The sequence below is a fragment of the Ruegeria sp. SAZD011 genome, assembly GCF_059612545.1.
The window spans coordinates 18,257-29,527 of sequence record NZ_JBXWQU010000022.1; the positions used below are offsets into that span (position 1 = coordinate 18,257).

Here is an 11,271-nt window from a genome sequence, read left to right on the forward strand (position 1 = left end):
TTTGCAGCCCGGAGAGCGTCATGGATCTTGTCAGCCTTGTCGAACGCATCGGCGAAGCCCCCACCGCCGCCCTGTTCGGGTTGATCACCGGCATCACCTTTGGTGTCGCGGCACAGCGGTCGCGATTCTGCCTGCGCGCGGCCACGGTCGAATTTGCCCGTGGCCGGATGGAGGACAAGGTGGCGGTCTGGCTGCTGACCTTTTCCACGGCGCTGGTCTGGGTGCAGGCGGCGCAGTTGATGGGGCTGATGAACGGTGCCGATGCCCGTATGATGGCGGTGCCCGGCAGCTGGTCGGGGGCGATCATCGGCGGGCTGATGTTCGGCGCCGGTATGGTTCTGGCGCGCGGATGTTCCGGGCGCTTGCTGGTGCTGGCGGCCACCGGCAACCTGCGCTCGGTGGTATCCGGGCTGATCTTTGCAGTTGTCGCACAGATGAGCCTTTCGGGCCTGCTATCACCGCTGCGCGACAAGCTGGCGGCGCTGTGGATCACCGAGGGCGGGCGCAACATGAACCTGCTCACCACCTTTGGCCTGCCGGAATACGGCGGGTTGGTGCTGGGCCTGATCTGCGCGGTGCTGGCGCTGGTGCTCGCGCGGCGCCACCGGATCGGCGCGGCGCGGCTGGTCTTTGCCTCGGGCGTGGGCTTTGCCGTCGCGCTGGGCTGGGTGCTGACCTATGCGCTGAGTCAGGTGGCCTTTGAACCGGTGCAGATCGAAAGCGCCACCTTTACCGGGCCATCGGCGCATACGCTGATGTTCTTTCTCGACCGCAACGCGGTTCTGGAATTCGACGTCGGACTGGTACCGGGCGTGTTCATCGGCGCGATGATCGCGGCCGCGCTGGCGGGCGAGATGAAGATCCAGGCCTTCGACGGGCCGGTCACCATGCGCAAGGCGATGATCGGCGCGGCGCTGATGGGGTTCGGCGGCATGCTGGCGGGCGGCTGCGCCATCGGTGCGGGCGTGACCGGCGGCTCGATCTTTGTCGGCACCGCCTGGGCTGCGCTGTTCTTCATGTGGGTGGGGGCCATGGCCACCGATTTCCTGATCGACCAGCGCACCGCAAGCGCCCGGGTCGCCTGATCACGAAAACGCGAGGCTAGGGATTATTTGCGGCGCAGAGGCGTCCTTTGTTCTGCCGGTTGCATGAGGCACCGGTTGAGTGAGATCAGAAGGACACCCGACATGACCCTGAAACCCAGCCTTGCCCTGGCCGCCCTGTCGCTGGCCATTGCCACATCCGCCCTCGCTGCCAACGCAATCCAGACTGGCGATACCGCCAAGGGCGCGGTGCTGACCGATGGCAATGGCCTGTCGCTTTATACCTTTGACAAGGACATGCCCGCGGTGTCGAACTGCTATGACGATTGCGCGGCGAAATGGCCGCCGCTCGAGGCCGCCAATACCGCCCGCCCGCAGGGCGCCTTCGGGATCGTGCTGCGCGCCGACGGCTCGCGCCAGTGGACCCACAAGGGCATGCCGCTCTACACTTGGGTCAAGGATGCCAAGGCCGGTGACATCACTGGTGACGGGGTCAAGGGTGTCTGGCATCTGGCCCGTCCCTGACGGCGGAGCGGTTGAATGGCGGTCCGCGACCAGATCGAAGCCCTGATCCCCGACTTGCGCCGCTATGCCCATGCGCTGATGCGGGACCGCGAGGCGGGTGACGACCTGGTGCAGGATTGCCTGGAACGGGCGGTGGCGGGTCTTGCTGGCCGCCGCCCGGACGGCTCCCTCCGGGCCTGGCTGTTTCGCATCCTGATCAACCGGCATCGCGACCTGCGCCGCCGCGCGGCGCGCGCGGGCCATCTGGTGGCGGTCGAGGATCTGGTGGTGGAACCGGCCCATCCCGCCGGTCAGGACAGCCATATGGCCCTGCGCGAGACCGAGGCCGCGATTGCCCGCCTGCCCGAGGATCAGCGCCGCGCGCTCTTGCTCGTGGCGCTGGAAGGGGCCAGTTTCGACGAGGCGGCGGCGGCGCTCGACATCCCCAAGGGCACGCTGATGTCGCGGCTGGCGCGCGCGCGGGCCAATCTGAGAACCATGACCGGGCGCGGGGAACCCTCCGCCGGCCCGGCCCAAAGGGGTAAAGGCGTATGACCCAGGACCCGCTGTGCGACGAAGAGCTGATCGCCTATTTCGAGGATGCGCTGCCACCCGCCGAGCGCGCCGCGCTCGAGGCGCGGCTGGCGCTGGATCCGCGCGCGCAGGCGCTGCTGGAGGATTGGACGCGGCAGAATGCCGAGATCCGCGCGCTTTACGGCGAGACCGATGCCGAACCGGTGCCCGCGCGGCTGCGCGAGGCCCTGCGCCCGCCCCCTGCGCCGCGCGCGCCGCTGTTGCGGCAGGCGCTGGCGGCCATGGCATTGCTGGCGCTGGGTCTGGCAGGCGGCTGGGCCGGACATGCCCGGCTGGGCGCCCCCGCCCCCGCCCCGGCGCTGGCCGATGCGGCGCTGACCGCGCATAACACCTATGTGGTCGAGGTTGTGCATCCAGTCGAGGTACCCGCCAGCCAGCGCGACCATATGGACAGCTGGATGTCCAAGCGCATCGGCGCGCCGGTCAGCCCGCCGGACCTGTCGGCCTCGGGGTTTGCCCTGATGGGCGGGCGTGTCCTGCCAGCAGGCGACCGGGTGGCCGGGCTCTACATGTACGAGAACGCCCAAGGTCTGCGGATTACGCTCTATGTGGCGCAGCAAGAGGCGGGCGACAGCGCCTTTCGCTTTGGTGGAGACAGGCAGACCGAAAGCCTGCACTGGGGCGAGGGCGGGCTGGGATTTGTCCTGACCGGCGCCCTGCCCCGCGACGCTCTGCGCCAGATGGCCACAAGCGCCTATGAGCAGCTGCTGTAGCAGCGGAGAGGCCGGACAGGGGGCGCTGCCCCCTCGGCCTTTGGCCTCACCCCCGGAGTATTGCCGACCAGAAAGAAGCCGGAATACGGGTACTGCTTCTTCCTGGTTTAGAAATACTCCGGAGCGCGAGGCGGAGCCTCGCAAAAAACTCAAAGAAAGCTCTGCGGGTCGATATCGACGCTGAGGCGCAGGTCGCTCTTCAGCCGCAGCGGCGCGATCCAGCGGGCGATGGCCTCTTGCAGCGGTGCGCCCTTGGGCGCCTTGACCAGGAGCCGCACCCGGTGGCGGCCCCGGACCCGGGCGATGGGCGCCGGCGCTGGGCCGAAGACCTGCGCCCCGATCTGGCGCAGGGGCGCGTCGTTGCGCGCCATGGCGGTGCCGAGATCGAAGACCGGTCCGGCCTCGGGGCCCGACAGGATGATCCCGGCCATCCTCCCATAGGGCGGCACTCCGGCGGCTTGACGCTCTGCCGCCTCGGCCCGCCAGAACCGTTCCTCGTCGCCGGCAAGAATGGCGCGGATCACCGGGTGTTCCGGCTGATAGGTCTGCAACAGCGCCTGTCCCGGCTTCTCGGCCCGCCCCGCCCGGCCCGCCACCTGCCGCATCAGCTGAAAGGTGCGCTCGGCGGCGCGCAGGTCCGAGCCTTGCAAACCGAGATCCGCATCGATCACCCCCACCAGCGTCAGCAAGGGAAAATTGTGCCCCTTGGCCACGAGTTGGGTGCCGATGACGATATCCGCCTCGCCTGCCGCGATGGCCTCGATCCGTTCTTTCAACGCCCGGGCGGTGCCGAACATGTCCGAGCTGAGCACCGCGATGCGGGCCTCGGGAAAGCTGGCGGCGGCCTCTTCGGCCAGCCGCTCGATGCCAGGTCCCACCGGGGCGAGCCGCCCTTCGGCGCCGCAATGGGGGCAGGTGTCGGGGATCGGTTTGGTCTCGCCGCATTGATGGCACATCAGCCGTTTCAGGAACCGGTGTTCGACCATGCGTGCGTCGCAATGGTCACAGCCGATCTGCTGGCCGCAGGCCCGGCAGAGCGTGACCGGGGCATAGCCGCGCCGGTTGAGGAAAAGCAGCGATTGTTCGCCTTTGCCCAATCGGTCAATCACCGCGCGACGCAAGCTGGGCGAAATCCAACTGGAAGGCTGCATCGTCTCGGCCCGCATGTCGATGGCCTGCATCTGCGGCAGCACCGCCGCACCGAAACGCGAAGTCAGCTCCAGCCGCTCGTATTTACCCGCATCCGCATTGGCCCAGCTTTCCAGCGAGGGCGTGGCACTGGCAAGCACCACCCGCGCGCCGCAGATCGCCGCCCGCAGCACCGCCATGTCACGCGCATTATAGAGGACGCCATCCTCCTGCTTGTAAGAGGTGTCGTGTTCCTCATCGACGATGATCAGGCCAAGATCCCGAAACGGCAGGAACAGCGCCGAGCGCGCGCCCACCACCAGCTGTGCCTCGCCCTGCCCCACCATGCGCCAGACGCGGCGGCGTTCGGTCATTGTGGCACCCGAATGCCATTCGGCGGGCCGCGCGCCAAACCGCGCCTCGACCCGGGTCAGGAACTCGGCCGTGAGCGCAATCTCCGGCAGCAACACCAGCGCCTGTCGCCCCATGCGCAGCGCCTCGGCCACCGCCTCCAGATAGACCTCGGTCTTGCCGGCACCGGTCACCCCCTTGAGCAGCGTGGTGCCGTAGCGCCCGCTGCGCAGCCCGGCCCGCAGGCTGTCGGCGGCGCGGGACTGATCCTCGGTCAGCGCCTTGCCGGGCAGATCGGGGTCGAGATGCGGATAAGGCAGATCGCGCGGGCTGTCCTCTTCCCGCACGGCCCCCTGTTTGACCAGCCCCTTGACCACCGACGCGGTCACCCCCGCCATTTCGGCCAGTTCCTTGAGGGTGAAGGCGAGCCCACCATAGTCGCGTAACACCGCAAGAACACGGGCGCGCGCATCGGTCATGCGGTCGGGGTCCCCCGCGCCCAGCCGATAGATCTTGCGCATAGAAGGCGGGTCGCCCAGACCCGGCGCGCGGGTGGCCAGGCGCAGCATCGCGGGCATCGGGGTCAGCGTGTAGTCGGCGGTCCGGCCCAGAAAGGCGCGCATTTCCTCGCGCATTGGCGCCACGTCGATCACCCTCAGCACCGAGCGCACCTTGGACCGGTCAAAGTCACCCCGCCCCGGCCCCCAGACCACGCCCAGCACCTTGCGCGGGCCCAGCGGTACCTCGACAAAGGCACCTGAAAAGCAGCCCCCTTCGGGCGCCTTGTAGTCGAGCGTCCGGTCGAGCGGCTGCGTGGTCAGGACCGAGACAAGCGCCCCCTCTTCGAAAAACCCGCCGCTGTCCAAGCCGCCCGTGTCCAAGCTGATGGCTCCCGTCAAACCTCATGTGCCGGCACCGCCCGGCATTCGGGGTTTGCGCCGCCTGTCTCATGAGGTAAAGGCAAGCCAGACCGAGGCCAACCCATCAAAGGACTGCCCCATGAAATTCTTCGTTGATACCGCCGAGATCGACGCCATCGCCGAGTTGAACGACCTGGGCATGGTGGACGGCGTCACCACCAACCCCTCGCTGATCAAGAAATCGGGCCGCGACATCATCGAGGTCACCCGTGAGATCTGCGCCATGGTCGACGGGCCAGTGTCCGCCGAGGTGACCGCCACCGATGCCGAGACCATGATCGCCGAAGGCCGCAAGCTGGTCGAGATCGCCGGGAACATCGCGGTCAAGGTGCCGCTGACCTGGGACGGGCTGAAGGCCTGCAAGGTGCTGTCGGACGATGGTCACATGGTGAACGTGACGCTGTGCTTCTCGGCCAACCAGGCGCTTCTGGCGGCCAAGGCGGGCGCGACCTTCATCTCGCCCTTCATCGGGCGGCTCGACGATATCAACCTGGACGGGATGGACCTGATCCAGGACATCCGCACAATCTATGACAATTATGGGTTCGAGACGCAGATCCTGGCGGCCTCGATCCGCTCGGTGAACCATATTCTCGACAGCGCGCGGATCGGCGCCGACGTGATCACCGCCCCGCCTGCGGTGATCAAGGCGATGGTCAACCACCCGCTGACCGACAAGGGGCTCGATGCGTTCCTGTCCGATATCAAGGCCGCCGGGATCAAGATCCTCTGAGGCATCGCCCTCGCGGCGCGCTCACGCACCGCGAAAAACCGGGGGAAAGCCCAAGAAAATTCGACGAATTTTCTTGGGCGCCCCGCACCGGCAGCGTTCTTGCCCAAACCGTGTCGCAGCACATCCGGTGGTAGAATTCCGCCCGAGTGTTGATTTTTCGGCAGAAAAATCGCATTCCCGTGTTATAAAACGTCCCAACATAAAACGAGGCGTGAATGAGCAGCAGCCCGAAGCTGGACGAAACCTTGCGCGAGGCGATCATCGCCAAGCCGCAGGTGGTATTGGATGACAAGGACATCATGCATGCGCTTGTCGCCGCGAACGAGCGGGCGATGGGCGGCAATGTCGTCGATCTGCGTGGCATCGCCATGGAGCGGCTCGAGGCCCGGCTGGACCGGCTCGAGGACACCCATCGCTCGGTCATCGCGGCCGCTTATGAGAACCTTGCCGGCACCAATCAGGTGCAGCGTGCGGTCCTGCGGCTGCTCGACCCGGTGGATTTCGAAACCTTCCTGCGCGATCTCGGCACCGAAGTGGCCGAGGTTCTGCGCGTCGATGCGATCCGGCTGGTGCTGGAAAGCAGCCAGGCCGAGCGCGGTGCCTCGCTGGAACGGCTCGACGATGTTCTGACCGTGGCACAGCCCGGATTTGTCGACAGTTACCTGACCGCCGGGCGCAACGCGGTGGCGCGTCAGGTCACGCTGCGCCAACTTCAACAGGCCACCCCGCAGGTCTATGGCCGCCGCGCCGACTGGATCCGGTCCGAGGCTTGCCTGAAACTCGACTTGGGCCCCGGTCGCCTGCCCGGCATGCTGGCAATGGGAGCCGAGGACCCGCATCAGTTCACCCCGCAATTGGGTACCGACCTGCTTTCTTTCTTTGCCGGCGTGTTCGAACGCACGATGCGCCGCTGGCTGTCGTGAGCCTGATCTCGCCGGCCTGCCGCGATGCATTGCAGCATTGGCTGGACACGCAGCGGGCACTGGCCGGTCGGGCCGACAACACCATCACCGCCTATCGCACCGATGTGGTCGAGTTCATGTCCTTCATGACCGTGCATTTTGGTGCGACGCAAGGGCTGGCACCGCTGGCCCGTATCGGGGTTCCCGACATGCGGGCCTGGATGGCCCAGATGCGCGCCGACGGGATCGGACCCCGCTCGCTGGCGCGCAAGCTTTCGGCGGTCAAGAACTTCTATCGCTGGCTGGCCGAACGCGAGGGGTTCGAGCCCACCGCCGTGCTGTCGACCCGGGCGCCCAAGTTCCAGAGGAAACTGCCCCGCCCACTGGCCGAGGATGCGGCGCGCGCGATGATCGACACGGTCGAGCTGCAATCGACCAAACCCTGGATCGCCGCCCGCGACATGGCGGTGGTGACCCTGCTTTATGGCTGCGGGTTGCGCATCTCCGAGGCGCTGTCGCTGACCGGGCGCGCGGCGCCGCTGCCAGCCACGCTGCGCATTCGCGGCAAGGGCGGCAAGGAACGTCTGGTGCCGGTGATCCCAGTAGCCCGCGCATCGGTCGATGCCTATCTGCGGCTCTGCCCCTGGCCGTTGGAGCCTGACGCACCGCTGTTTCGCGGTGCCCGGGGCGGTCCGCTGAACGCCCGCAGCATCCAGGCGGTGATGGCCAAGGCACGGATGCAGCTGGGCCTGCCCGCCACCGCCACACCGCATGCAATGCGCCACAGCTTTGCCACTCACCTGCTCGAAGCCGGCGGCGACCTGCGCGCGATTCAAGAGCTGCTGGGCCATGCCTCTTTGTCGACCACACAGGCCTATACCGCCGTCGACACCGCCCACCTGATGGAAGTCTACAACCGCAGCCACCCCAAGGCCTGACGCCCGCGCCCCGGAACCGATTGCAGCAGACGAATTGCAACCCTGTCATTTTTCCGTCATGAGGGGCGGATGACACCTCAGTTCCGCGCTCTCTTCGTCCATCTCTTTACCGCCACCGGCGCTGTCTTTGCCATGCTGGCGATGCTGGCGGCGGTAGATGCCAAATGGGACCTGATGTTCCTGTGGCTGGTTGTGGCCTTCTTTGTCGACGGGCTCGACGGGCCGATGGCCCGCCGTTATCACGTCAAGACCTATGCGCCCGAATTCGACGGGGTGCTGCTGGATCTGATCATCGACTATCTGACCTATGTGTTCATACCCGCCTTTGCCCTGTTCAAATCCGGGTTGATGGATGGCTGGACCGGCTGGTTCGCGATCATCATCATCACCTTTGCCAGCGCCATGTATTTCGCCGACACAAGGATGAAGACCAAGGACAATTCGTTCTCGGGTTTTCCGGGTTGCTGGAACATGGTGGTGCTGGTGATATTCGCGCTCGAGCCAAATTTCTGGGTCAGCCTGGTGCTGGTCACCGTGCTGGCGGTGTCGATGTTCCTGCCGCTCAAATTCGTTCATCCGGTCAGAACGCAACGCTGGCGCGCGGTGACCCTGCCCATGGCGCTGGCCTGGACCTTCTTCGCGGGCTGGGCCGCCTGGGTCGGGTTTCATCCCGAGAGCTGGGCGCATTGGGGCCTGGTGGTGACCAGCCTCTACCTGATTTTCGCGGGGATCGCCCAGATGGTCATTCCCGAGAAAGACATAGCCAGTCCCTTCTGACCCCAGCCGCCCGGTTGCCGGGCTGAATCGAGGGCGCTCCCCGGATCAGGCGCCGGATCCGCATCCCCTGCGCCGTGGCGCTCGCGGCCAGCGCATCGGTGTCGACCGGATGGCCCGGCCGCGCTGCCGGGGTCGGCCCATGGCGCAATGACAGGATCATCCGGCCCCGCGGCGACAACCGTGCCAAAGCGGTGGTCAACCCCTCTTGCTGCGCTTGCGGCGACATGTGATGAAACACCCCGATCGTCAGGATCAGGTCAAAGCGCAGTCCCACCCCGCGAAGCCGGGTCAGGTTCGGTAATCGGTCATCGATCCAGGTGATCGGGTGGCCGCGATGACGCTGCCGCCCCGCGGCGCGAAAGGCGGCCACCGGCTCTACCGCCCAGACCCGATGTCCGCGCGCTGCCAGCCAAGCCGCATCCCGCCCACTGCCGGCCCCGAGATCCAGACAAAGACCGGGGTTTTCAGGCAGTTCATCAATGACCGGAGCCAGCACATCTGCACTGTCCAGCGCCTCGAAAGCGGCAATCAGCGCTTCGGCCTCGGCCGCATAGCCACACCGCACCGACCTGCCACGCAAGCCGCTCACATGATATCTTCGATCTCGAAGTCCCGGCCGTTATGGGCAAAGCTCTCTCCCGCCCGCAGGTCCTTCATCGCCAGATAGATCGGACTCTGGGTCGAGATGCCCATATAGGTTTTGCCATCCACATCGAACCGGGTGGTCGAGACACAGATCACGAAATTGCGGCCGCCAAACGAGACCACCGCGCCCGGCCCAACCGTGTCGGTCAGCGCGAAATCGGTATTCTCGATGACATCGATCTTGGCATGATGCGCCTGAACCGGCGCGTCGAACGCGGCGGCCAGATCGCGGTTCTCTCGTGCCGCGACCAGATCGTCCTTGTCATGCACCTCACGGTCGCCCAGTTGCGCCTCCTTCAGGAAGGCTTCGTAATGCGCCTTGGCCGCGGCCAGTTCCGCTGCCTCCAGCGACATCAGCTTGTCATGCACGGCCTGTTTCTGCGCGGCGCGGTCTGTCATCTGCATCTCCTGACTCTGTTCCAGAGGATATCTGAATGATTTGGCGCCCAGCTTGCCTTGATCTGGGTCAGATGAGCAAGCCCGCAGCCCCTTCCAGTCGCAAAAGAGCCACCTTGGTCTCCACCCCACCGTGCCCGGAAAACCCGGTCAGGCCACGGGCGCCCATCACCCGGTGACAGGGGATGATCACCGGAATCGGATTGCCACCACAGCACTGCCCGACGGCCTGCGCCGAGGAGCCGAGCTCTCGCGCGATTTCACCATAGGTGCGGGTATAGCCATAGGGAATCGCGGCAATCGCATCGCAGACGGCGCGTTGCAAGTCCTACCCGCGCACCCTCAGCGGCAGGTCGAATTGCTCCAGCTCGCCCTGGAAATAGGCGGCGACCTGCGCTGCCGCGAGGTCCAGCAAAGGCGTATGGTCCGAACCATTCTGCCCCCATGTGGCGCGGGTGATCGCGCCATTCTCCTCGGTCAGGACAAAGGCGCCGGTCGGTGTATTGACGGTCAGGCTGGGCATGATCCGACCATGGCCCCACGGCAAAGGGCGCACAAGATGCCACGCGCCATTCCGACTTCATTTCGCCACAAATACTCCGGGGAGCGCGAGGGGCAGCGCCCCTCGCCCCGGTCGCCGCCGTCAGGCGGCGAAACACGGGATCACAGCATCAGTCCCGCCACCCGGTTGGGCCGGTCGTGGCGCGCATCGTATCCGTCCATGTCCCCCGCCATCAAGAGCGCGTTCAGGATGGCTTCCTCCGCCGCCTCGATCACCGCCTCGAACAGGGGCGAGCAGGCGTCGTTGGCCAGGGACGCGCCCGGCCCCACCGAAAAGGCCAGCGCATAATCACCCGACCCGTTCGACAGGGACGAACCGATCCGCGCCAGCCCGGCAAAGCTGCGGCTGGCAAGCCGGGTCAGGTTGCGGGACGAGAGCGGCGCGTCGGTGGCGATCACCAGCACGATGGACCCATCGGCATCCGCCTCGGGTACGCCCGCAACGGGCCGCCCGTCCACCCGCAGCGTTCCGCCGAAATTCGACTGTACCAGCACGCCCAGCATATGTTCACCGACCCACCGCGAGGCGGTGCCGATCCCGCCCTTGAGGCCAAAGCAGATGGTACCCGTCCCTGCCCCCACCGCGCCCTCGGCCACCGGGCCGGGGCGGGCGTTTGCAAGTGCTTCCAACATCTCTTCCACCGTGGGCCGGGCGGCGCGGATGTCGTTGAGACGCCCGTCATTGGTCTCGCCCACCACCGCGTTGATCGAGGTGACATCTGCGTTGCCCGGCTGCGCCAGCGTGTGGCGCACCAGCGCCTCGACCCCGCGACCCACCGCCAGCGTGTTGGTGAGCAGGATCGGCGTTTCGATCTCGCCCAGTTCACGGACCTGGGTGGCGCCTGCGAACTTGCCGAACCCGTTCAGCACCGACAGGCCCGCGCGGGGCCGGTCGGCAAAGACATTGCCCGGATGCGGCAGGACTGCGGTGACGCCGGTGCGGGTGCGGTCGCCTTCGATCAGGGTCACGTGGCCGACGGCCACCTGCCCCACATCGGTGATCGCGTTTTGCGGACCGGGCGGGAACCGCCCGATCGCAAGGCCCAGATCACGGGCGCGGGGCATC

12 protein-coding genes and 1 pseudogene are annotated in these 11,271 nt (G+C 66.6%); 8 read left to right on the plus strand and 5 right to left on the minus strand.

What is annotated here, in order from left to right; translation table 11 throughout:
• Nucleotides 1–20 precede the first annotated feature (20 nt).
• The 4 genes from AC2FLM_RS08720 to AC2FLM_RS08735 all read left to right on the plus strand — a co-directional run bounded on the left by AC2FLM_RS08720 (nt 21) and on the right by AC2FLM_RS08735 (nt 2,854).
• The gene (locus AC2FLM_RS08720; RefSeq protein WP_496857275.1) at nt 21–1,085 is read left to right on the plus strand and encodes a YeeE/YedE family protein; all 1,065 of its coding nucleotides are present in this window, start codon (nt 21–23) and stop codon (nt 1,083–1,085) included.
• Nucleotides 1,086–1,187: 102 nt separating this feature from the next.
• The gene (locus AC2FLM_RS08725; protein ID WP_496857277.1) at nt 1,188–1,568 is read left to right on the plus strand and encodes a COG4315 family predicted lipoprotein; all 381 of its coding nucleotides are present in this window, start codon (nt 1,188–1,190) and stop codon (nt 1,566–1,568) included.
• Between the two features lie 15 nt (nt 1,569–1,583).
• Nucleotides 1,584–2,102: a sigma-70 family RNA polymerase sigma factor gene (locus AC2FLM_RS08730; RefSeq protein ID WP_496857279.1), complete on the plus strand. Its 519-nt coding sequence runs from the start codon at nt 1,584–1,586 to the stop codon at nt 2,100–2,102.
• Nucleotides 2,099–2,854, plus strand: coding sequence for an anti-sigma factor family protein (locus AC2FLM_RS08735; protein ID WP_496857281.1), 756 nt, complete (start codon nt 2,099–2,101; stop codon nt 2,852–2,854). The genes AC2FLM_RS08730 and AC2FLM_RS08735 overlap by 4 nt, the downstream gene beginning before the upstream one ends.
• A gap of 149 nt (nt 2,855–3,003) precedes the next feature.
• Here AC2FLM_RS08735 and AC2FLM_RS08740 read toward each other — a convergent pair whose 3' ends face one another.
• The gene (locus AC2FLM_RS08740; RefSeq protein ID WP_496857283.1) at nt 3,004–5,214 is read right to left on the minus strand and encodes a primosomal protein N'; all 2,211 of its coding nucleotides are present in this window, start codon (nt 5,212–5,214) and stop codon (nt 3,004–3,006) included.
• Between the two features lie 118 nt (nt 5,215–5,332).
• On the opposite strand from AC2FLM_RS08740, the gene fsa reads away from it, so the two are divergent.
• The 4 genes from fsa to AC2FLM_RS08760 all read left to right on the plus strand — a co-directional run bounded on the left by fsa (nt 5,333) and on the right by AC2FLM_RS08760 (nt 8,603).
• Nucleotides 5,333–5,986 carry a fructose-6-phosphate aldolase gene (fsa, locus tag AC2FLM_RS08745; protein WP_234139771.1) on the plus strand — a complete coding sequence of 218 codons (654 nt, stop codon included), beginning with the start codon at nt 5,333–5,335 and terminating at the stop codon, nt 5,984–5,986.
• Nucleotides 5,987–6,201: 215 nt separating this feature from the next.
• The gene (locus AC2FLM_RS08750) at nt 6,202–6,909 is read left to right on the plus strand and encodes a DUF484 family protein (protein WP_234139772.1); all 708 of its coding nucleotides are present in this window, start codon (nt 6,202–6,204) and stop codon (nt 6,907–6,909) included.
• On the plus strand, nt 6,906–7,826 hold the full coding sequence (locus AC2FLM_RS08755; RefSeq protein ID WP_234142991.1) for a tyrosine recombinase XerC: 921 nt from the start codon (nt 6,906–6,908) through the stop codon (nt 7,824–7,826). Before AC2FLM_RS08750 ends, AC2FLM_RS08755 begins: the two co-directional genes overlap by 4 nt.
• Nucleotides 7,827–7,895: 69 nt before the next feature.
• Entirely contained in the window at nt 7,896–8,603 is a 708-nt protein-coding gene (locus tag AC2FLM_RS08760) for a CDP-alcohol phosphatidyltransferase family protein (protein ID WP_234139774.1), read from the plus strand.
• On the opposite strand, the gene AC2FLM_RS08765 is transcribed toward AC2FLM_RS08760, so the two are convergent.
• The 4 genes and pseudogenes from AC2FLM_RS08765 to AC2FLM_RS08780 form a co-directional block, all read right to left on the minus strand.
• A complete protein-coding gene (locus tag AC2FLM_RS08765) occupies nt 8,569–9,192 on the minus strand; it encodes a class I SAM-dependent methyltransferase (RefSeq protein ID WP_496857286.1) in 624 nt (207 codons plus the stop codon). The two genes, AC2FLM_RS08760 and AC2FLM_RS08765, sit on opposite strands and share 35 nt — an antisense overlap.
• Nucleotides 9,189–9,647: a hypothetical protein gene (locus tag AC2FLM_RS08770; protein WP_496857288.1), complete on the minus strand. Its 459-nt coding sequence runs from the start codon at nt 9,645–9,647 to the stop codon at nt 9,189–9,191. The genes AC2FLM_RS08765 and AC2FLM_RS08770 overlap by 4 nt, the downstream gene beginning before the upstream one ends.
• Before the next feature lie 67 nt (nt 9,648–9,714).
• Nucleotides 9,715–10,167 (minus strand): annotated as a pseudogene (locus AC2FLM_RS08775) (methylated-DNA--[protein]-cysteine S-methyltransferase).
• A gap of 140 nt (nt 10,168–10,307) precedes the next feature.
• Complete coding sequence (locus tag AC2FLM_RS08780; protein WP_496857290.1) at nt 10,308–11,270, minus strand: P1 family peptidase; 963 nt, start codon at nt 11,268–11,270, stop codon at nt 10,308–10,310.
• Between the last annotated feature and the right edge of the window lies 1 nt (nt 11,271).